The sequence below is a fragment of the Escherichia sp. E14S1 genome, from assembly GCF_004211995.1.
GTDB lineage: Bacteria > Pseudomonadota > Gammaproteobacteria > Enterobacterales > Enterobacteriaceae > Escherichia.
In genome coordinates this window covers 286,388-306,478 of record NZ_RHJQ01000005.1, presented here as the reverse complement: position 1 = coordinate 306,478, position 20,091 = coordinate 286,388, and the positions used below count along the sequence as shown (strand labels likewise).

Genomic DNA, 20,091 nt, shown 5'->3' with positions numbered 1-20,091 from the left:
CGTAGTTCAGACCATGAATACCATTTTTTCCGCTCGTATCATGAAGCGCCTGGCGCTCACCACGGCTCTTTGCACAGCCTTTATCTCTGCTGCACATGCCGATGACCTGAATATCAAAACCATGATCCCGGGTGTACCGCAGATCGACGCGGAGTCTTACATCCTGATCGACTATAACTCCGGCAAAGTGCTCGCCGAGCAAAATGCGGATGTCCGTCGCGACCCTGCAAGTCTGACCAAAATGATGACCAGCTACGTTATCGGTCAGGCAATGAAAGCAGGTAAATTCAAAGAATCTGATTTAGTGACCATCGGCAATGACGCCTGGGCCACCGGTAACCCGGTGTTCAGAGGTTCTTCGCTGATGTTCCTCAAACCTGGCATGCAGGTACCGGTTTCCCAGCTTATCCGTGGTATCAACCTGCAATCTGGTAACGATGCTTGTGTTGCCATGGCTGACTTCGTCGCCGGTAGCCAGGATGCTTTCGTTGGTCTGATGAACAGTTACGTTAACGCCCTGGGCCTGAAAAATACCCACTTCCAGACTGTTCACGGTCTGGACGCTGACGGTCAGTACAGCTCCGCGCGTGATATGGCGCTGATCGGTCAGGCCCTGATTCGTGATGTCCCTAACGAATACGCTATCTATAAAGAGAAAGAGTTTACCTTTAACGGTATTCGCCAGCTCAACCGTAACGGCCTGCTATGGGATAACAGCCTGAATGTCGACGGAATCAAAACTGGCCATACTGACAAGGCGGGCTACAACCTTGTCGCCTCCGCAACGGAAGGTCAGATGCGTCTGATCTCCGCAGTCATGGGCGGACGCACGTTCAAAGGCCGTGAAACCGAAAGTAAAAAACTGCTGACCTGGGGCTTCCGTTTCTTCGAAACGGTTAACCCACTGAAAGTTGGCAAAGAGTTCGCCTCTGAACCGGTTTGGTTTGGTAATACTGACCGCGCTTCGTTAGGGGTTGATAAAGACGTTTACCTGACCATTCCGCGTGGCCGCATGAAAGACCTGAAAGCTAGCTACGTGCTGAACAGCAGTGAACTGCATGCGCCGCTGCAAAAGAACCAGGTCGTTGGCACCATCAACTTCCAGCTTGATGGCAAAACTATCGAACAACGCCCGCTGGTGGTGTTACAGGAAATTCCGGAAGGTAACTTCTTCGGCAAAATCATTGATTACATTAAATTAATGTTCCATCACTGGTTCGGCTAAAAATTGAACACTTGAAAGTGTATTTTCCGCCCCCATATACTAAGCATCAGTAAAAAACTCCCGCCCTCTGGCGGGAGTTGCTATTTAATTACGTTACGCCGGAGCTGACATGAAAACCAAACTTAACGAACTGCTTGAATTCCCTACTCCTTTTACCTACAAAGTAATGGGGCAGGCGTTACCTGAGCTGGTTGATCAGGTGGTTGAAGTGGTACAGCGCCATGCGCCAGGTGACTACAACCCAACGGTAAAACCAAGCAGCAAAGGCAACTACCACTCGGTATCTATCACTATCAACGCCACTCATATCGAGCAGGTTGAAACTCTGTACGAAGAACTGGGCAAAATCGATATCGTCCGTATGGTTCTGTAATTCGCTTCTCCGTTACCCGGCCTCTGGTCGGGTAACTCCCCTCCCCTCGCTGTGATATAATTTTCCCCACTTTTACTCATTCTCCACGGAGATGCCGTTTTGTATCAGGATAAAATTCTTGTCCGCCAGCTCGGCCTTCAGCCTTACGAGCCTATTTCTCAGGCTATGCATGAATTCACCGATACCCGTGATGAAAATACCCTTGATGAAATCTGGTTGGTTGAACACCATCCTGTATTCACCCAGGGACAAGCAGGTAAAGCGGAACATATTTTAATGCCGGGTGATATTCCGGTGATCCAGAGCGATCGCGGCGGCCAGGTAACTTATCACGGGCCGGGGCAACAGGTGATGTATGTATTGCTTAACCTCAAACGCAGGAAGTTGGGCGTGCGTGAACTGGTGACCTTGCTCGAACAAACGGTAGTGAATACCCTGGCCGAGCTGGATATTGAAGCGCACCCTCGGGCTGATGCTCCAGGTGTCTACGTTGGGGAAAAGAAAATTTGTTCGCTCGGATTGCGTATTCGCCGCGGCTGTTCATTCCACGGTCTGGCATTAAACGTCAATATGGATCTTTCGCCATTTTTACGTATCAACCCTTGTGGTTATGCCGGGATGGAAATGGCAAAAATATCGCAATGGAAACCTGATGCGACCACCGATAATATTGCACCACGCTTACTGGCAAATATTTTAGCGCTACTCAAAAATCCTGACGTAGAATATATCCCTGCTTAATTCCCCCTCATAAATGACCCAAATCATATTGGGTCATTGTAGTCAGCGTGTTCCAATACTTCGCGGGAACTGATGCTATCGAATGTGTTTTGAAAAAGTATCGTTACATAGAGTTCACAGCGCCGAACGATAAAATGGCACAAACCAACAACAATTTTACATTTTCGCGACCGCTTTGGCTGCTTTCTGGGCCGTTTCAATGATATACTGCCAGTCGTTAATTCAAAAATAGTTGATAATTACAACAATCTATTGAATTGAAACGCTTTCCTTCGTAATTCGCAACTGGAACACGCACGCTATGAGTAAACCCATTGTGATGGAACGCGGTGTTAAATACCGCGATGCCGATAAGATGGCCCTTATCCCGGTTAAAAACGTGGCAACAGAGCGCGAAGCCCTGCTGCGCAAGCCGGAATGGATGAAAATCAAGCTTCCCGCGGACTCTACACGTATCCAGGGCATCAAAGCCGCAATGCGCAAAAATGGCCTGCATTCTGTCTGTGAGGAAGCCTCCTGCCCTAACCTGGCAGAATGCTTCAACCACGGCACAGCAACGTTTATGATCCTCGGCGCCATTTGTACCCGCCGTTGTCCGTTCTGTGACGTTGCCCACGGTCGCCCGGTCGCCCCGGATGCCAACGAGCCGGTAAAACTGGCACAGACCATTGCTGATATGGCGCTGCGTTATGTGGTTATCACCTCCGTTGACCGCGATGACCTGCGCGATGGCGGAGCCCAGCACTTTGCGGATTGCATTACTGCCATCCGGGAAAAAAGCCCGGAAATCAAAATTGAAACTCTGGTGCCGGATTTCCGTGGTCGTATGGATCGTGCGCTGGATATTCTGACCGCCACGCCGCCAGATGTATTCAACCACAACCTGGAAAACGTACCGCGTATTTACCGTCAGGTACGCCCGGGCGCAGATTACAACTGGTCGCTAAAACTATTGGAACGCTTTAAAGAAGCGCATCCGGAGATCCCGACCAAATCCGGTTTGATGGTGGGACTGGGTGAAACCAATGAAGAGATTATTGAAGTCATGCGCGATCTGCGCCGCCATGGTGTAACCATGTTGACGCTGGGGCAATATCTGCAGCCAAGCCGCCATCACCTGCCGGTACAACGCTACGTTAGCCCGGATGAGTTTGATGAAATGAAGGCCGAAGCGCTGGCGATGGGCTTTACCCATGCTGCATGCGGTCCGTTTGTCCGCTCTTCGTATCACGCCGACTTGCAGGCGAAAGGGATGGAAGTTAAGTAATCGTGTAATAATTGCTTACATCTGTCTGATAAAAAACCCGCTATCTGAAGCGGGTTTTTTTATCGAACAAGATATTGAGGGAGCGTCCTGCTCGCCACGTCACTCTTTATGAGAGAGCTTTTCAGCCTGAATATCAACGTCTGCGCCTTTTTTAGCCGCAGCGTCATCATCATTCATCGCTTTCTTGAACCCTTTAATGGCCGCTCCCAGGTCTCCGCCCAGCGTACGTAACTTCTTAGTCCCAAACAGCAGAACGACCAGCGCCGCAACTACCAGCAGTTTGGTAATACTAATCTCACCCATAGATACCTTCTTGACATAAAACTGGCAACAGAACGCGCCTTAAAAACCAGAGAATATTAACGGTCATTCGACGCGCGCACACAATAGCAATCTGTAACAAGGTGAATCAAGCGCCGAGTAAAAAAACATCATAATAATTGCGGCGGCGCAAAGCGACGGTTGTTTAAGACGGGAAGTTGCGCGCGCACCTGACGCACACGTTCGGGCGTCACTTCCGCCATAATGAGCGCAGGCATTTCTGCCGCTGCCGCAATGGTGATGCCAAAGGGATCTATAATCCGGCTTTGCCCGATATTTTTGTTCCCGCACTCCCCCGCTGCCACCATATAACAGGTGGTATCCAGAGCACGAGCGGCTAGCAACGTTGACCAGTGGTGCTCTTTGAGTGGCCCGCGAACCCAGGCCGCTGGCAGGATCAGGATTTCCGCGCCCTGTAATGCCAGGGCTAATGCCAACTCTGGAAAGCGTAAATCATAGCAGGTCATCAGCCCCACTTTCATGCCTTCAACCTCCAGTAAAGGGGCTATTTCATCACCTGCATCCACATGACGCGATTCCTGAATGGCAAACGCATCATAGAGATGCAATTTGGCATAATGGGCGACAATTTTCCCCGCCTGCAGCGCCACCAGCATATTCCACGCGCGCCCAGGGGTTGAGGGAACATGAATCGTCAGAATCGTCGTCATCATGTTACGTTTACTTTCCCGCAGTAAACGTCCGAGGAATTCCCCTTCCAGCAACTGTGCCGATTTAACTGACAAATTCGGGTCAAGATCGTCGCGCGCCAGAAGCGCTTCCGGCAGGACAAACAGCGATACGTCGTTTTCCGCCGCCTGTGCCATTAACGAGGCGCAAATCTCAGCGTTCTTTTCCCATATTGATGTAACAGCAAATTGTCCTGCGGCAACCAGCATTGCCACCTCCTGTCAGAGTTGTAAAATTCGCCAACGACGAATATTCGGCGTTAAACTTATCACTCATACAAATCAAATAGCAGGATTTAGCTGTGTTACAACTCCTTTTAGCAGTTTTTATTGGTGGTGGTACGGGAAGCGTGGCGAGATGGATGTTAAGTATGCGGTTTAACCCACTGCACCAGGCTATTCCACTCGGAACTCTGGCAGCAAACCTGATTGGGGCATTTATCATAGGAATGGGGTTTGCCTGGTTTAGCCGCATGACTAATATCGATCCGGTGTGGAAAGTATTAATCACCACTGGTTTTTGTGGCGGGCTAACGACCTTCTCAACATTTTCGGCAGAAGTGGTGTTTTTATTGCAGGAGGGGCGTTTTGGCTGGGCGCTACTGAACGTCTTCGTTAACCTGTTAGGTTCCTTTGCCATGACCGCACTGGCTTTTTGGCTATTTTCAGCATCAACCGCACACTGAAGACCAAAAAAAACCCGCTGAATAAGCGGGTTTTGAATTCTTGCTGACGTATCTTACAGAGCGATTACGTTTGCAGCAGAAGGGCCTTTGGCACCGTTAGTGATTTCGAACTCTACGCGCTGACCTTCAGCAAGAGTTTTAAAACCATTAGTCTGGATTGCAGAGAAGTGTACGAACACATCTTTGCTGCCGTCTTCCGGAGTAATGAAACCGAATCCTTTGGACTCATTAAACCACTTAACGTTACCTTTAATCTTAGACATCAAAATTACCTTTACATGAAAAATAGACACAAATGCTGTGTCGGTTACCAGTACACCAATTGTGGTACGCTTTGTCCAGTGCAACTTTACTAAAAAGTGATAAAAGTCGCGTTATTTTTGATGTTAATTTCATTACATGCTGATTTTTAAGGATTTTATTAAAACGTGACTTGTCTAAAACTGAAACCGTATCCAGGCAAAGTAAACATTGCCATTGTTGTAAGTGCCAGGGATATAGGTCATCTGAAAAGTCGCAGGGCCATAGCCCACAGAAGCCAATGGCAGTATCAGCGGAACAGGTATGTAGTTCCAGTTATCACGCGCCGTCACACCAGCGGTGAATCCCAGACCGACATGAAAGTTTTCATCGGCAAGCGGTCGCCAGGTACTTTCCCAACCGTATCCGGCAATGGGCTCCCATTTATTCCACGAATCCTTAAACGCCATCGCGTACAAACCGTGCCAGTTGCCTTTCTCATCCCAACGTGACTGACCAAAACCGCCCCCCCACGGTCTTTCGTTATAGCGATCGGTTTTTTCTTTGTCATAAGCGAAACGTGCATGCCAGGTAATGGCGGGAATATACAGATCATAATGTTCTGGCCGCTGCCAGGTTTCTGCGACATTATCTTTAAATGTCGCAATCCATTGCTCTGCACTAGCAGAAACTTCTTCAATGCTGATTAACTGAATAAAAGTAAAGGAAAATACGGTAACACATTTACTAGCGCCCATTAGCAACCACAGAAAACTTATCAAAAATATATTACCAGCATAGCCAAAGAAAAATAAATACAACCTTAACAAGGCAAACATAAAGAATAATCCGAGCGCCTGAAAAATTTATTTCATGAAATTTGCTAATAAAACCATCGGATTATTCCGGAGACTAAGAAATATTTTCAGCTAAAGAACAACTCATACAAATAAAAGCCACACCCATAAAAACATTTATCATTCACTTATTTTTCAATTAGATACAATAAAGCCATCAATAAAATCATTGTTTGCATTGCCACATGATACGCATACAAGATTATTTTTTGGACGTACAAAACACCATAAAACAATTAACAAAATTGCATCAATTATTCATCAGTTTATAAACATCATCATGTTGTATTTACTCCCCCTAAAATAAATTTTGTTATCCAGGTATAAAAACAGCAACATCAATGTCTTAATGACAGCTTTCTTGATTTCAATCAGCACCTGATGTCAATTTATTCGGCATATTTTTTTCTTATTTTAGGATTTTTTTATTATTTATTGTAGATTCTGGAGACAGGAAAGAATATGCAGACATTTATTGAACTCCTTATTGGGGTTGTCGTTATTGTGGGTGTAGCTCGCTACATCATTAAAGGGTATTCCGCCACTGGGGTGCTATTTGTTGGCGGCCTGCTACTGCTGATCATCAGCGCTATAATGGGACACAAAGTTTTACCTTCCAGCCAGACTTCCACTGGCTACAGCGCCACAGATATCGTTGAATACATTAAAATATTACTGATGAGCCGTGGCGGCGATCTCGGCATGATGATCATGATGCTGTGTGGCTTTGCCGCTTATATGACCCACATTGGCGCGAACGATATGGTTGTCAAACTGGCATCAAAACCGCTGCAGTACATTAACTCCCCTTACCTGCTGATGATTGCCGCCTACTTTGTCGCCTGTCTGATGTCACTGGCAGTCTCTTCCGCAACCGGTCTTGGCGTTTTACTGATGGCAACGTTGTTCCCGGTGATGGTGAACGTTGGTATCAGTCGCGGCGCGGCAGCTGCCATTTGTGCCTCACCTGCAGCAATTATTCTCGCACCAACATCTGGTGATGTGGTGCTGGCAGCACAGGCTTCTGAAATGCCGCTGATTGATTTCGCCTTCAAAACAACACTTCCTATCTCAATTGCCGCGATTATCGGCATGGCGATTGCCCACTTTTTCTGGCAGCGTTATCTGGACAAAAAAGAGCACATCTCTCATGAAATGTTAGATGTCAGCGAAATCACAACCACCGCGCCTGCGTTTTACGCCATTCTGCCGTTTACACCGATCATTGGCGTGCTATTTTTTGACGGTAAATGGGGTCCGCAATTGCACATCATCACCATTCTGGTGATCTGTATGCTGATTGCCTCTGTTCTGGAATTTCTTCGCGGCTTTAATACGCAAAAAGTCTTTTCGGGCCTCGAGGTGGCTTACCGCGGCATGGCTGATGCCTTCGCTAACGTAGTAATGTTATTAGTTGCCGCAGGGGTTTTCGCTCAGGGCCTTAGCACCATCGGCTTTATCCAGAGCCTGATCTCAATCGCCACCTCGTTCGGTTCGGCGAGCATAATCCTGATGCTGGTGCTGGTTATCCTGACAATGCTGGCAGCAGTCACCACGGGTTCCGGCAATGCGCCTTTCTACGCCTTTGTTGAGATGATCCCGAAACTGGCACACTCTTCCGGCATTAACCCGGCGTACCTGACAATCCCGATGCTGCAGGCGTCAAACCTGGGGCGCACGCTTTCGCCAGTCTCAGGCGTGGTGGTTGCCGTTGCCGGGATGGCTAAAATATCACCTTTTGAAGTGGTTAAACGCACCTCGGTGCCGGTGCTTGTTGGGCTGGTGATTGTCATTGTGGCAACAGAGTTGATGGTGCCCGGTACTACCGCCGCGGTTGCTGGTAAGTAATTTCCCAGGCCGGAGGAGCGCGTCCTCCGGCACTCTCTTCATCCGCTGTGGTAAATGCGCTGCGGCCGACCGACTTTGCCGTGAACAATCTCGGCGATGATCAGATGTCGGCTGGCGCAATATTCAAGATAACGTCTCGCGGTGGTGCGGCTTATGGTCAAAGCCTGCGCTACTGTCTCAGCCGTATGTTGCACACCAGGCTCCTTGAACAGTTTTCTCACTGCGTTTAGCGTCAACGCGTCAATGCCAGTTGGCAGCTCATCCTTTGGTTCACCGCGAGCGTAAGCGTTGAACATCTCATCAATTTGCTTCTGACTGGCGCTATCAATACTTTCCAGCATGTGTCTACGCTGGCGATAACGAGTTAATGTCTGCCCCAGACGCTCATAAGCGATTGGCTTGATTAAATAATCAAACACACCGCAGCGCACAGCCTCAGATACCGTTTCCATATCGCTGGCGGCAGTGGTAAACACCACATCGCCGGGGTAATGCGTCTGCACCAACTCATGCAACAAATTAATGCCTCTACCATCAGGGAGATAGTTATCCAGCAAGATAAGCCCCGGCTTAAAACGCTCGATCATCATTCGGGCCTGCGCCAGGTTTCCCGCCAGCAATATCTGACTGAAGCCGGGAATGTGACGAATATATTCCGCATGCATTTCTGCCAACGGTGTTTCGTCCTCAACGATCAATAGGGTTAATGGAGCTGTCATCAGGTTTCACTTTCGGAATATAGATTGAAAATAAAGTACCGCAGGGATCATTCTCTTCGAGAGTGATAACACCACCGCAGCGCGTTACATAGCTGGCAATAAGATACAACCCAATGCCATGCTCACCGGGTTCATCAGCACGCGTACTGACGCCCTGCTCAAATATTTTGTCGCGAAGAGACTCTGGAATGCCGCAGCCCTGATCGGCCACTTCAATTACCACGTCGTCGCCTTCATCGCTCAGGTATAATTCGACTGTCTTATTCCCTTTATCACTATGCAGACTGGCTTCGAAGGCATTATCGAGTAAGTTGCCCACTATCGCCGCAAATTCAGTGCTGTCCAGCCCTTGCGGCAGTTGTGAAAGTTGGCTGCCTGGAACAATCGTCATTTTTAGCCCCAGCTCCCGGGCTCGCTGCACTTTACCAAAAAGAAGCCCCGCCACCTGGCGGTCGGCAAATGCTTCACGCAGACTATCAATAAGTTGCTGCTGAGCCCGGGACTCCCCCTGAACCATCGCCAGCACACGATCATACTCTTTCATCTGCAACAGACCATTGAGCGTAGACATCCAATTGAGATGTTCATGACGTAGTGTGCGCAGGCTTTCGACATATTGTTTAATTTGCGTCAGTTGCGCATTAAGGGTAGATATTTCGTCTTTACTACGAAAACTAATAATTGCACCTAGCAAATCATCACCAGAACGAATAGCTTCGCGGTTAGCAATAACGCTCAGACCATTAAAATTCGCCACCACATCCTGACGTTTTTCATCAATTTGTTCGGTAAAGAAATCAGCCGGTCTGACAACCTCTGCAATAGGTCTGCCCAGCCACTGCCGTCCGGGGGAACTTAGCCCCAACATTTTTCTTGCGTTGCGGTTGATGGCAGTAATATGCCCATACGGGTCCACCGCAATCAGCCCTTCATAAACCGAACTAAAAAGCGCCTCTTGCTGGCGGACCACGCGCGCAATCTGCTTTGGTTCCATCCCCATCATCTGGCGGCGGATATGCGCAGCTAAGAACCACGACAGCAGCATCAGAATGCCTAACAGCACGACAAACACGCCCACCATCGGTAATAAAAACTCTGCCCGCCAGCTATCGATTTTACTCACCAGATACCCCACCGACACCACGCCAATGACTTTGCCATCGTCATCAAAGATCGGCGTTTTGGCGCGCATTGCCATACCTATCGACCCTTTGCCGGTGATGAAGTAACTCTCCCCTCTTTCCAGCGCTCCCGGTTTGGTAAACTGCATGGGGTAACCAATCTTTTCCGGATTAGGATGGTAAAGGCGGATCGAATCCCGGTCACCAATCACCACATAATCGAAGTCGGTGTCTCTTTGCAATTTGTTGGCGATAGTCGCCAGCCGTTTGTAGTCACGCATTTTCACTGCGGTGATGATACTGTCATTGGAGGCAATAATTTTCGCCTGATTCATTGCCATGTCACGAACATGAAGCGTTAAATAGTCCTCAAAGCTGGCCGTAAAATATTGCGCCAACGCAGCGATGACAAATATCGAGAACACCAAAATCAGCAAAAAAATACGCAACGGGAACGCCAGTCGTTGGAAAAAAGCAAACTGTTTATTCTCATTAAACTGCAACATTGTTTTCCTTGCGGGGTAAGCCCTGTTTTTTGGCGGATGTAATTAAAATGTTGAATCTCGATTTATAAATATCAAATATGATCGTGACAAATTTCATTCATTAAATCAATTAAATCAATTAAACCTACGGGTCAATTCGTAATTACATTAATTAAAAAACTTAAAACCATTAAATAAATAAAAAACCACTAACTCTATGTGAAATAAATCAAAATTTCACGATGCAATACTCCTTAGGATGTATGGCGAAAGGAGAAACAGAAATACCTCACTCACAACCCTTTCTCTCAACTGAAAATAAAAGGTTATCAATTTGCTACATCGAACAACATTTGTTGCAAATCGATAACAACATGCACCTTCAGGATACTATTTATTATGTTCGGCAATGATATTTTCACCCGGGTAAAACGTTCAGAAAATAAAAAGATGGCGGAAATTACCCACTTTCTGCATGAAAATGATTTGAGTGTTGACACCACGGTCGAAGTATTTATTACCGTAACCCGTAACGACCGCCTTATTGCCTGCGGCGGAATTGCCGGAAATATCATTAAGTGCGTCGCTATTAGTGAATCAGTTCGTGGTGAAGGACTGGCGCTGACATTAGCCACCGAACTGATAAACCTCGCCTATGAACGGCACAGCACGCATCTGTTTATTTATACCAAAACCGAATACGAGGCGCTGTTCCGTCAGTGCGGTTTCTATACGTTAACCAGCGTACCTGGCGTGATGGTGTTGATGGAAAATAGCGCCACACGTCTGAAACGCTATGCCGAATCGCTGAAGAAATTCCGTCATGAAGGGAAGAAGATTGGCTGTATCGTCATGAACGCCAATCCCTTTACTAACGGCCACCGTTATCTGATTCAACAAGCTGCGGCACAGTGCGACTGGCTGCATCTGTTTTTAGTCAAAGAAGACTCTTCACGCTTTCCCTATGACGACCGGTTAGATCTGGTGTTAAAAGGCACCGCCGATATTCCGCGCCTGACCGTGCATCGCGGCTCCGAGTACATCATCTCCCGTGCCACGTTCCCCTGCTACTTCATTAAAGAACAGAGCGTCATCAACCATTGTTACACCGAAATTGACCTGAAAATTTTCCGTCAGTACCTCGCGCCCGCGCTGGGCGTTACTCACCGCTTTGTTGGTACTGAACCCATTTGTCGCGTGACCGCTCAGTACAACCAGGATATGCGCTACTGGCTGGAAACACCGACCATCTCCGCACCGCCCATCGAACTGGTTGAAATTGAGCGACTGCGTTACCAGGAACTGCCGATATCCGCTTCCCGGGTACGTCAACTGCTGGTGAAAAACGATCTCACGGCTATCGCGCCACTGGTCCCGGCACCCACTCTGCATTACTTGCAGAATCTGCTTGAACACGCCCGCCAGGACGCGGCAGTTCGTCAAAAGACCCCCGCATAAGAAACAGGTGAAAAATGAAAATAAACCAGCCCGCCGTTGCAGGCACCCTTGAGTCTGGGGATGTGATGATACGCATCGCCCCACTCGATACGCAGGATATCGACCTGCAAATCAACAGCAGCGTTGAGAAACAGTTTGGCGATGCGATTCGCACCACCATTCTGGACGTTCTAGCCCGCTATAACGTGCGCGGCGTACAGCTGAATGTCGATGACAAAGGCGCACTGGACTGCATTTTACGTGCACGACTGGAAGCCTTGCTGGCACGCGCCAGCGGTATCCCGGCGCTGCCATGGGAGGATTGCCAATGATTTCCGCTTCGCTGCAACAACGTAAAACTCGCACCCGCCGCAGCATGCTGTTTGTGCCTGGCGCCAATGCCGCGATGGTCAGCAACTCCTTCATCTACCCAGCTGATGCTCTGATGTTCGACCTCGAAGACTCCGTGGCGTTGCGTGAAAAAGACACCGCACGTCGCATGGTCTACCACGCGCTGCAACATCCGCTGTATCGCGATATTGAAACCATCGTACGTGTTAACGCACTGGATTCTGAATGGGGCGTTAACGACCTGGAAGCCGTCGTTCGCGGTGGCGCAGACGTTGTGCGTCTGCCGAAAACCGATACCGCTCAGGACGTTCTGGATATCGAAAAAGAGATCCTGCGTATTGAAAAAGCTTGTGGTCGTGAACCAGGTAGCACGGGGCTGCTGGCGGCGATTGAATCACCGCTGGGCATTACCCGCGCGGTGGAAATCGCTCATGCTTCCGAGCGTTTGATCGGTATCGCCCTCGGTGCAGAAGACTACGTGCGCAACCTGCGTACAGAACGCTCTCCGGAAGGAACTGAACTGCTGTTCGCTCGCTGCTCTATTTTGCAGGCCGCACGTTCTGCGGGTATTCAGGCGTTCGATACCGTCTATTCCGACGCCAACAACGAAGCTGGATTCCTGCAAGAAGCCGCCCACATCAAACAACTGGGCTTTGACGGCAAATCGCTGATCAACCCGCGTCAGATTGATCTGCTGCACAACCTCTACGCTCCAACCCAGAAAGAAGTGGATCACGCACGCCGCGTCGTAGAAGCCGCTGAAGCCGCCGCTCGCGAAGGCCTTGGCGTCGTTTCCCTGAACGGCAAGATGGTTGACGGTCCGGTTATCGATCGCGCCCGTCTGGTGCTCTCCCGTGCAGAACTTTCCGGCATCCGCGAAGAATAAGGCAATCAAAATGACGCAGAAAATTGAACAATCTCAACGACAAGAACGGGTAGCAGCCTGGAATCGTCACGCTGAATGCGATCTTGCCGCTTTCCAGAACTCGCCGAAACAAACCTATCAGGCTGAAAAAGCGCGCGATCGCAAACTGTGCGCCAACCTGGAAGAAGCCATTCGTCGTTCTGGTTTGCAAGATGGTATGACCGTCTCCTTCCACCATGCTTTTCGTGGTGGTGACCTGACCGTCAATATGGTGATGGACGTCATCGCGAAGATGGGCTTTAAAAACCTGACCCTGGCGTCCAGTTCCCTGAGTGATTGCCATGCGCCGCTGGTAGAACATATCCGTCAGGGCGTGGTAACCCGCATTTATACCTCCGGTTTACGCGGCCCACTGGCAGAAGAAATCTCCCGTGGCCTGCTGGCTGAACCGGTGCAAATCCACTCCCACGGCGGTCGCGTGCATCTGGTACAGAGCGGCGAACTGAACATCGACGTCGCTTTCCTCGGCGTCCCGTCCTGCGATGAATTCGGTAATGCCAACGGCTACACCGGTAAAGCCTGCTGCGGCTCCCTCGGCTATGCAATGGTTGATGCCGACAACGCAAAACAGGTCGTGATGCTCACCGAAGAACTGCTGCCTTATCCGCATAATCCGGCAAGCATTGAGCAAGATCAGGTTGATTTGATCGTCAAAGTTGATCGCGTTGGCGATGCCGCGAAAATCGGTGCTGGCGCAACCCGTATGACCACTAACCCGCGCGAACTGCTGATTGCCCGCAGCGCTGCGGATGTGATTGTCAACTCTGGCTACTTCAAAGAAGGTTTCTCCATGCAGACCGGCACCGGCGGCGCTTCGCTTGCGGTAACCCGTTTCCTGGAAGACAAAATGCGTAGCCGCGATATTCGCGCCGACTTCGCCCTCGGTGGCATTACCGCAACGATGGTTGATCTGCACGAAAAAGGTCTGATCCGCAAACTGCTGGATGTGCAGAGCTTTGACAGCCACGCTGCGCAATCGCTGGCCCGTAACCCGAATCACATCGAAATCAGTGCCAACCAGTACGCTAACTGGGGCTCTAAAGGCGCATCGGTTGATCGTCTCGACGTGGTGGTACTGAGCGCGCTGGAAATTGATACCCAGTTCAACGTTAACGTGCTGAGCGGCTCTGACGGTGTGCTGCGTGGCGCTTCCGGCGGTCACTGCGATACCGCAATTGCCTCTGCGCTTTCCATCATAGTTGCGCCGCTGGTGCGCGGTCGTATCCCTACTCTGGTGGATAACGTGCTGACCTGCATTACCCCAGGGTCCAGCGTCGATATTCTGGTCACCGACCACGGCATCGCTGTTAACCCGGCACGTCCGGAACTGGCAGAACGTCTGCAGGAAGCAGGCATTAAAGTGGTTTCCATTGAGTGGCTGCGCGAACGTGCGCGTCTGCTGACCGGTGAACCACAGCCGATTGAATTCACCGACCGCGTCGTTGCCGTCGTGCGCTACCGCGATGGCTCGGTGATTGACGTTGTGCATCAGGTGAAGGAATAAGCCATGCACCTGCTCCCTGAACTCGCCAGCCACCATGCGGTTTCAATTCCCGAGTTGCTCGTCAGCCGGGATGAAAGGCAAGCACGGCAACACGCCTGGCTCAAGCGCCATCCTGTTCCACTGGTCTCCTTTACCGTGGTTGCGCCGGGTCCGATTAAAGACAGCGAGGTCACACGCCGAATTTTTAATCATGGCGTGACAGCCTTGCGCGCTTTAGCCGCAAAGCAGGGCTGGCAAATTCAGGAGCAGGCTGCACTGGTTTCCGCCAGCGGGCCGGAGGGCATGTTGAGCATTGCCGCTCCAGCTCGCGACCTCAAGCTCGCCACGATTGAGCTTGAACATAGTCATCCTCTCGGGCGTTTATGGGATATCGATGTCCTGACGCCCGAAGGCGAAATTCTCTCCCGCCGCGATTATTCGCTGCCGCCTCGCCGCTGCCTGCTATGCGAGCAAAGCGCAGCCGTCTGCGCGCGCGGGAAAACCCACCAACTGACCGATTTACTCAACCGCATGGAGGCGCTGCTGAACGATGTCGATGCCTGCAACGTCAACTAAAACCACAAAGCTTGCTGCGTCATTAATCAATGAATACGCCCTGCTGGGCTGGCGCGCCATGCTGACTGAAGTCAATCTGTCACCGAAACCAGGCCTGGTAGATCGCATTAACTGCGGTGCGCACAAAGATATGGCGCTGGAAGATTTCCACCGTAGCGCACTGGCGATCCAGGGCTGGTTACCCCGTTTCATTGAATTTGGTGCTTGTAGTGCAGAAATGGCACCGGAAGCGGTACTCCACGGATTACGCCCAATTGGTATGGCTTGCGAAGGTGATATGTTCCGCGCCACTGCGGGCGTAAACACGCATAAAGGCAGCATTTTTTCTTTAGGGCTGCTATGTGCAGCAATTGGCCGTTTGCTTCAGCTCAACCAGCCGGTAACGCCCACAACCGTTTGTTCGACGGCGGCAAGTTTCTGCCGTGGTCTGACCGAGCGCGAACTGCGTACCAATAATCAACAACTGACCGCAGGTCAACGGTTGTACCAGCAACTTGGCCTTACCGGCGCGCGCGGTGAAGCCGAAGCAGGTTATCCACTGGTGATCAACCACGCCCTACCGCATTACCTCACTCTGCTGGATCAGGGGCTAGATCCTGAACTGGCATTGCTCGATACCTTGCTCCTACTGATGGCTACCAACGGCGATACCAACGTTGCATCGCGCGGTGGTGAGGGGGGCCTGCGCTGGCTACAGCGCGAGGCGCAAACACTATTGCAAAAAGGGGGCATTCGAACCCCCGCCGATCTCGATTATCTCCGGCAGTTCGACAGGGAGTGTATCGAACGAAATCTCAGTCCAGGCGGCAGTGCCGACCTGCTGATCCTTACCTGGTTTTTAGCACAGATTTAATAATTTAAGCACTTGATAAATTTGGAAATATTAATTTTCGGAGAACCCGTATGTCTTTAGCAAAAGATAATATATGGAAACTATTGGCCCCACTGGTGGTGATGGGTGTCATGTTTCTTATCCCTGTCCCCGACGGTATGCCGCCGCAGGCATGGCATTACTTCGCTGTGTTTGTGGCAATGATTGTCGGAATGATCCTCGAGCCAATCCCGGCAACAGCGATCAGTTTTATTGCGGTTACTATTTGCGTGATTGGCAGTAATTACCTGCTCTTTGACGCCAAAGAATTAGCTGACCCAGCGTTTAATGCGCAAAAACAGGCGCTGAAATGGGGGCTGGCTGGTTTTTCCAGTACCACAGTCTGGCTGGTATTTGGCGCATTTATCTTTGCATTAGGATATGAAGTTTCTGGATTAGGCCGTCGTATTGCCCTTTTCCTGGTGAAATTCATGGGGAAACGCACGCTGACGTTAGGTTATGCGATTGTCATTATCGACATTCTGCTGGCACCGTTTACACCGTCCAACACCGCGCGTACCGGGGGTACGGTTTTCCCGGTCATTAAAAACCTGCCGCCGCTATTTAAATCATTCCCGAACGATCCGTCCGCGCGTCGTATTGGCGGCTATTTGATGTGGATGATGGTCATTAGTACCAGTCTTAGCTCCTCTATGTTTGTCACTGGTGCAGCACCAAACGTGCTGGGTCTGGAGTTCGTCAGCAAAATTGCCGGTATCCAGATTAGCTGGTTACAGTGGTTCCTCTGCTTCCTGCCGGTTGGGGTTATCTTGCTTATCATTGCGCCGTGGCTTTCCTACGTGCTGTACAAACCGGAAATCACACACAGTGAAGAAGTGGCAACCTGGGCGGGTGATGAACTAAAAACCATGGGGGCGTTGACACGTAGAGAATGGACGCTGATTGGCCTTGTGTTGCTCAGCTTAGGTTTATGGGTATTTGGCAGCGAAGTGATTAATGCCACTGCGGTTGGCCTGCTGGCTGTTTCGCTGATGCTGGCGCTGCACGTTGTGCCGTGGAAAGACATTACCCGTTATAACAGCGCATGGAACACGCTGGTCAACCTGGCAACGCTGGTCGTCATGGCTAATGGCCTGACTCGTTCCGGATTTATCGACTGGTTCGCCAGCACCATGAGTACGCATCTGGAAGGTTTTTCGCCAAATGCGACGGTTATCGTCCTCGTGCTGGTGTTCTATTTTGCTCATTACCTGTTTGCCAGCCTGTCAGCGCACACCGCAACCATGCTGCCGGTCATTCTGGCGGTCGGTAAAGGTATTCCGGGCGTACCGATGGAACAACTGTGTATTCTGCTGGTGCTGTCTATCGGTATCATGGGCTGTCTGACCCCATATGCTACTGGCCCAGGTGTGATTATTTACGGCTGCGGCTATGTGAAATCAAAAGATTACTGGCGTCTTGGGGCTATCTTCGGGGTGATTTATATTGCCATGCTGCTTCTGGTAGGCTGGCCGATTCTCGCCATGTGGAACTAATACGTTCGCCAAACGCTGAATAAATCACCGCGCCCGCCAGGTTAGCCAACCTGGCGGGCTTTTTTATGATTTAATAGATAGTATTCAGTGCATGTATGAGTTCCACACCCACTATGAAAATATTCTGGCGTAACGCCGCTTTACTGGCGGCTTCTCTGCTCCCCTTATCTTCTGTCAACGCCGCTGCATTACAGGCAAAACAGTATGGCGATTTTGATCGTTACGTTTTAGCTCTTTCCTGGCAAACCGGGTTTTGCCAGAGTCAGCACGACCGAAATCGTAACGAACGCGATGAGTGTCGACTGCAAACCGAAACGAGCAACAAGGCCGATTTTCTGACCGTACATGGTCTGTGGCCAGGATTACCTAAATCGGTTGCTGCGCGTGGCGTTGATGAACGCCGCTGGATGCGCTTCGGCTGCGCCACTCGCCCAGTCCCAAACCTGCCGGAAGCTCGCGCCAGCCGGATGTGTTCTTCACCGGAAACAGGGTTATCGCTGGAAACAGCAGCTAAATTGAGTGAAGTTATGCCGGGCGCAGGTGGTCGTTCCTGTCTGGAACGTTATGAATACGCGAAACACGGCGCCTGCTTTGGTTTTGATCCGGACGCTTACTTCGGGACGATGGTACGTCTGAATCAAGAGATCAAAGAGAGCGCAGCCGGAAAATTCCTCGCTGATAACTACGGTAAAACCGTGAGCCGCAGTGACTTTGACGACGCCTTTGCCAAAAACTGGGGGAAAGAGAACGTCAAAGCGGTCAAGTTAACGTGCCAGGGTAATCCGGCGTATTTGACTGAAATCCAGATTTCAATCAAAGCTGATGCCATCAATGCGCCGCTCTCGGCAAGCTCATTCTTGCCACAACCTCACCCTGGCAACTGTGGCAAAGCCTTTGTGATTGATAAAGCAGGTTATTGAGATCCAGCGCAGCGGACGTTGATCCATCACGAAAATTTATCCCTTACGCTGTTTTTCGATTAAGATTTATACAAATCGCTCAGCATTAAGGAATTACCTGAATGTGATGTAAATCACTTCAAAGAGTGAGCAACAGTCAGTATCATCATATGAGCTAAACCCTCGCCGCCTGACGGTGAGGGTTTTCTTTTGGGTATGTTTATCTGCGACAATCGCAGTACCGACGACATGGAGTAAAAATGTCCAGACCAACAATCATCATTAACGACCTGGATGCCGAACGCATCGATATTCTGCTGGAGCAACCTGCCTATGCCGGTTTGCCAATCGCCGACGCGTTAAACGCAGAGTTGGATCGCGCCCAAATGTGTTCGCCAGAAGAGATGCCGCACGATGTGGTGACGATGAACAGTCGGGTTAAATTCCGCAATCTTAGCGATGGCGAAGTCCGTGTGCGTACACTGGTGTATCCGGCAAAAATGACCGACAGTAATACTCAACTTTCCGTTATGGCTCCGGTTGGTGCCGCACTGCTGGGGTTGCGCGTTGGCGATACCATCCACTGGGAACTTCCGGGCGGCGTTGCTACCCACCTTGAAGTGCTGGAACTCGAATACCAGCCTGAAGCCGCTGGCGACTACCTGCTTTAATCCCATCTGCACAAGCGTTATTCGCTTTGCCCGGAGGATGCTTCTGCATCCTCTTTCCGCTCAAATATCAACCAGACTTATCATTTTGCTCTTCACCGCTGCGTTCTAATCTGAACAAGTTATCCACCAGCGGATCCCCCTATGAGCGAAGCTCTCGGTATTACTGCGTTTTATATATTCATTGCAGCAATTCTTGTTGTGGCAGTGCTATATCTTGAGCAACGCTGGTAGTAGCTGACTTAATCCATTTTCCAGATCAATTGCTATCCCAGATCAAATCAACTTCGCAAATCATAGAATCATAATCAATAATATGCTGTTATATGTTCATGCAATAGCAAGGAGGGAATGCTTATGTACAAAACAATCATTATGCCAGTAGACGTATTTGAAATGGAATTGAGCGACAAAGCCGTTCGTCACGCTGAATTTCTCGCCCAGGATGATGGCGTAATTCATTTACTCCATGTATTACCGGGCGCCGCAAGCCTTAGTCTGCACCGTTTTGCTGCTGATGTGCGTCGTTTCGAAGAACATTTGCAACATGAAGCCGAAGAACGCTTACAGACAATGGTCGGCCATTTCAATATTGATCCATCCCGTATCAAACCACATGTCCGTTTTGGTAACGTGCGAGATGAAGTGAACGAGTTAGCTAAAGAACTGGATGCGGATGTTGTGGTTATCGGTTCGCGAAATCCATCGATTTCAACCCATCTGTTAGGTTCCAACGCTTCCAACGTGATCCGCCACGCCAATCTGCCGGTATTAGTCGTTCGTTAACAAATTAACGCATTTATGACGCCCTGC

Annotated in this window: 22 protein-coding genes; 16 read left to right on the top strand and 6 right to left on the bottom strand. The window is 50.0% G+C overall.

Translation table 11 applies throughout. The features are described from left to right. Nucleotides 1-13 precede the first annotated feature (13 nt). The 4 genes from dacA (at nucleotide 14) to lipA (ending at nucleotide 3,606) form a co-directional block, all read left to right on the top strand. Nucleotides 14-1,225, top strand: a complete 1,212-nt coding sequence (gene dacA, locus D9734_RS07440) for a D-alanyl-D-alanine carboxypeptidase DacA (RefSeq protein ID WP_130206483.1) — start codon at nucleotides 14-16, stop codon at nucleotides 1,223-1,225. Nucleotides 1,226-1,334: 109 nt separating this feature from the next. Further along, nucleotides 1,335-1,598 carry a DUF493 family protein YbeD gene (gene ybeD, locus D9734_RS07435; RefSeq protein ID WP_130206481.1) on the top strand — a complete coding sequence of 88 codons (264 nt, stop codon included), beginning with the start codon at nucleotides 1,335-1,337 and terminating at the stop codon, nucleotides 1,596-1,598. A 99-nt stretch (nucleotides 1,599-1,697) separates the two neighbouring features. Continuing rightward, nucleotides 1,698-2,339, top strand: coding sequence for a lipoyl(octanoyl) transferase LipB (gene lipB / locus D9734_RS07430; RefSeq protein WP_130206479.1), 642 nt, complete (start codon nucleotides 1,698-1,700; stop codon nucleotides 2,337-2,339). A gap of 301 nt (nucleotides 2,340-2,640) precedes the next feature. Beyond that, nucleotides 2,641-3,606: a lipoyl synthase gene (gene lipA, locus D9734_RS07425; RefSeq protein ID WP_000042625.1), complete on the top strand. Its 966-nt coding sequence runs from the start codon at nucleotides 2,641-2,643 to the stop codon at nucleotides 3,604-3,606. 99 nt (nucleotides 3,607-3,705) lie between these two features. On the opposite strand, the gene tatE is transcribed toward lipA, so the two are convergent. Next, the gene (tatE, locus tag D9734_RS07420; protein WP_064528973.1) at nucleotides 3,706-3,909 is read right to left on the bottom strand and encodes a twin-arginine translocase subunit TatE; all 204 of its coding nucleotides are present in this window, start codon (nucleotides 3,907-3,909) and stop codon (nucleotides 3,706-3,708) included. Between the two features lie 128 nt (nucleotides 3,910-4,037). Next, a complete protein-coding gene (locus tag D9734_RS07415; protein ID WP_130206477.1) occupies nucleotides 4,038-4,826 on the bottom strand; it encodes a deaminated glutathione amidase in 789 nt (262 codons plus the stop codon). 92 nt (nucleotides 4,827-4,918) lie between these two features. Here D9734_RS07415 and crcB point away from each other — a divergent pair, with 92 nt between their 5' ends. Then, nucleotides 4,919-5,302 carry a fluoride efflux transporter CrcB gene (gene crcB, locus D9734_RS07410; protein WP_130206475.1) on the top strand — a complete coding sequence of 128 codons (384 nt, stop codon included), beginning with the start codon at nucleotides 4,919-4,921 and terminating at the stop codon, nucleotides 5,300-5,302. Between the two features lie 53 nt (nucleotides 5,303-5,355). On the opposite strand, the gene cspE is transcribed toward crcB, so the two are convergent. Then, nucleotides 5,356-5,565, bottom strand: coding sequence for a transcription antiterminator/RNA stability regulator CspE (gene cspE, locus D9734_RS07405; protein ID WP_000034825.1), 210 nt, complete (start codon nucleotides 5,563-5,565; stop codon nucleotides 5,356-5,358). 174 nt (nucleotides 5,566-5,739) lie between these two features. Then, a complete protein-coding gene (gene pagP / locus D9734_RS07400) occupies nucleotides 5,740-6,300 on the bottom strand; it encodes a lipid IV(A) palmitoyltransferase PagP (RefSeq protein WP_130206473.1) in 561 nt (186 codons plus the stop codon). Between the two features lie 561 nt (nucleotides 6,301-6,861). Here pagP and dcuC point away from each other — a divergent pair. After that, entirely contained in the window at nucleotides 6,862-8,247 is a 1,386-nt protein-coding gene (gene dcuC / locus D9734_RS07395) for an anaerobic C4-dicarboxylate transporter DcuC (protein WP_130206471.1), read from the top strand. Nucleotides 8,248-8,285: 38 nt separating this feature from the next. Here dcuC and dpiA read toward each other — a convergent pair whose 3' ends face one another. After that, entirely contained in the window at nucleotides 8,286-8,966 is a 681-nt protein-coding gene (gene dpiA / locus D9734_RS07390; RefSeq protein ID WP_130206469.1) for a two-component response regulator DpiA, read from the bottom strand. Then, on the bottom strand, nucleotides 8,935-10,593 hold the full coding sequence (dpiB, locus tag D9734_RS07385) for a sensor histidine kinase DpiB (protein WP_130206467.1): 1,659 nt from the start codon (nucleotides 10,591-10,593) through the stop codon (nucleotides 8,935-8,937). The genes dpiA and dpiB overlap by 32 nt, the downstream gene beginning before the upstream one ends. Before the next feature lie 378 nt (nucleotides 10,594-10,971). Between dpiB and citC the strand changes: the two genes are divergently transcribed. The 10 genes from citC (at nucleotide 10,972) to uspG (ending at nucleotide 20,064) form a co-directional block, all read left to right on the top strand. After that, a complete protein-coding gene (gene citC, locus D9734_RS07380) occupies nucleotides 10,972-12,030 on the top strand; it encodes a [citrate (pro-3S)-lyase] ligase (protein WP_130206465.1) in 1,059 nt (352 codons plus the stop codon). 14 nt (nucleotides 12,031-12,044) lie between these two features. Then, nucleotides 12,045-12,341 carry a citrate lyase acyl carrier protein gene (gene citD, locus D9734_RS07375; RefSeq protein ID WP_000700703.1) on the top strand — a complete coding sequence of 99 codons (297 nt, stop codon included), beginning with the start codon at nucleotides 12,045-12,047 and terminating at the stop codon, nucleotides 12,339-12,341. Beyond that, nucleotides 12,338-13,246 carry a citrate (pro-3S)-lyase subunit beta gene (gene citE / locus D9734_RS07370; RefSeq protein ID WP_000622357.1) on the top strand — a complete coding sequence of 303 codons (909 nt, stop codon included), beginning with the start codon at nucleotides 12,338-12,340 and terminating at the stop codon, nucleotides 13,244-13,246. The genes citD and citE overlap by 4 nt, the downstream gene beginning before the upstream one ends. A gap of 10 nt (nucleotides 13,247-13,256) precedes the next feature. Next, on the top strand, nucleotides 13,257-14,789 hold the full coding sequence (citF, locus tag D9734_RS07365) for a citrate lyase subunit alpha (protein WP_130206463.1): 1,533 nt from the start codon (nucleotides 13,257-13,259) through the stop codon (nucleotides 14,787-14,789). A 3-nt stretch (nucleotides 14,790-14,792) separates the two neighbouring features. Beyond that, nucleotides 14,793-15,344: a citrate lyase holo-[acyl-carrier protein] synthase gene (gene citX / locus D9734_RS07360; protein WP_000550408.1), complete on the top strand. Its 552-nt coding sequence runs from the start codon at nucleotides 14,793-14,795 to the stop codon at nucleotides 15,342-15,344. Continuing rightward, nucleotides 15,319-16,197, top strand: a complete 879-nt coding sequence (citG, locus tag D9734_RS07355) for a triphosphoribosyl-dephospho-CoA synthase CitG (protein ID WP_130206461.1) — start codon at nucleotides 15,319-15,321, stop codon at nucleotides 16,195-16,197. Before citX ends, citG begins: the two co-directional genes overlap by 26 nt. A gap of 50 nt (nucleotides 16,198-16,247) precedes the next feature. After that, nucleotides 16,248-17,711: a citrate/succinate antiporter CitT gene (citT, locus tag D9734_RS07350; RefSeq protein ID WP_130206459.1), complete on the top strand. Its 1,464-nt coding sequence runs from the start codon at nucleotides 16,248-16,250 to the stop codon at nucleotides 17,709-17,711. Between the two features lie 113 nt (nucleotides 17,712-17,824). Then, nucleotides 17,825-18,631 carry a ribonuclease I gene (rna, locus tag D9734_RS07345; RefSeq protein WP_130206457.1) on the top strand — a complete coding sequence of 269 codons (807 nt, stop codon included), beginning with the start codon at nucleotides 17,825-17,827 and terminating at the stop codon, nucleotides 18,629-18,631. Between the two features lie 239 nt (nucleotides 18,632-18,870). Further along, nucleotides 18,871-19,281, top strand: coding sequence for a nucleoside diphosphate kinase regulator (gene rnk / locus D9734_RS07340; protein WP_130206455.1), 411 nt, complete (start codon nucleotides 18,871-18,873; stop codon nucleotides 19,279-19,281). Nucleotides 19,282-19,635: 354 nt separating this feature from the next. Next, nucleotides 19,636-20,064 (top strand): universal stress protein UspG, encoded by a 429-nt coding sequence (gene uspG, locus D9734_RS07335; RefSeq protein ID WP_130206453.1) that lies wholly within the window; start codon nucleotides 19,636-19,638, stop codon nucleotides 20,062-20,064. The last annotated feature ends 27 nt before the right edge of the window (nucleotides 20,065-20,091 follow it).

Excerpts from the sequence above, each read along its gene's own strand:
- citT (WP_130206459.1), top strand. The coding sequence starts at position 16,248 with ATGTCTTTAGCAAAAGATAATATATGGAAACTATTGGCCCCACTGGTG.
- uspG (WP_130206453.1), top strand. The coding sequence starts at position 19,636 with ATGTACAAAACAATCATTATGCCAGTAGACGTATTTGAAATGGAATTG.
- dpiA (WP_130206469.1), bottom strand. The coding sequence starts at position 8,966 with ATGACAGCTCCATTAACCCTATTGATCGTTGAGGACGAAACACCGTTG.
- tatE (WP_064528973.1), bottom strand. The coding sequence starts at position 3,909 with ATGGGTGAGATTAGTATTACCAAACTGCTGGTAGTTGCGGCGCTGGTC.
- dpiB (WP_130206467.1), bottom strand. The coding sequence starts at position 10,593 with ATGTTGCAGTTTAATGAGAATAAACAGTTTGCTTTTTTCCAACGACTG.
- citC (WP_130206465.1), top strand. The coding sequence starts at position 10,972 with ATGTTCGGCAATGATATTTTCACCCGGGTAAAACGTTCAGAAAATAAA.
- rnk (WP_130206455.1), top strand. The coding sequence starts at position 18,871 with ATGTCCAGACCAACAATCATCATTAACGACCTGGATGCCGAACGCATC.
- ybeD (WP_130206481.1), top strand. The coding sequence starts at position 1,335 with ATGAAAACCAAACTTAACGAACTGCTTGAATTCCCTACTCCTTTTACC.
- pagP (WP_130206473.1), bottom strand. The coding sequence starts at position 6,300 with ATGGGCGCTAGTAAATGTGTTACCGTATTTTCCTTTACTTTTATTCAG.
- dacA (WP_130206483.1), top strand. The coding sequence starts at position 14 with ATGAATACCATTTTTTCCGCTCGTATCATGAAGCGCCTGGCGCTCACC.
- lipA (WP_000042625.1), top strand. The coding sequence starts at position 2,641 with ATGAGTAAACCCATTGTGATGGAACGCGGTGTTAAATACCGCGATGCC.
- citF (WP_130206463.1), top strand. The coding sequence starts at position 13,257 with ATGACGCAGAAAATTGAACAATCTCAACGACAAGAACGGGTAGCAGCC.
- citD (WP_000700703.1), top strand. The coding sequence starts at position 12,045 with ATGAAAATAAACCAGCCCGCCGTTGCAGGCACCCTTGAGTCTGGGGAT.
- cspE (WP_000034825.1), bottom strand. The coding sequence starts at position 5,565 with ATGTCTAAGATTAAAGGTAACGTTAAGTGGTTTAATGAGTCCAAAGGA.
- citG (WP_130206461.1), top strand. The coding sequence starts at position 15,319 with ATGTCGATGCCTGCAACGTCAACTAAAACCACAAAGCTTGCTGCGTCA.
- rna (WP_130206457.1), top strand. The coding sequence starts at position 17,825 with ATGAAAATATTCTGGCGTAACGCCGCTTTACTGGCGGCTTCTCTGCTC.
- citE (WP_000622357.1), top strand. The coding sequence starts at position 12,338 with ATGATTTCCGCTTCGCTGCAACAACGTAAAACTCGCACCCGCCGCAGC.
- D9734_RS07415 (WP_130206477.1), bottom strand. The coding sequence starts at position 4,826 with ATGCTGGTTGCCGCAGGACAATTTGCTGTTACATCAATATGGGAAAAG.
- dcuC (WP_130206471.1), top strand. The coding sequence starts at position 6,862 with ATGCAGACATTTATTGAACTCCTTATTGGGGTTGTCGTTATTGTGGGT.
- citX (WP_000550408.1), top strand. The coding sequence starts at position 14,793 with ATGCACCTGCTCCCTGAACTCGCCAGCCACCATGCGGTTTCAATTCCC.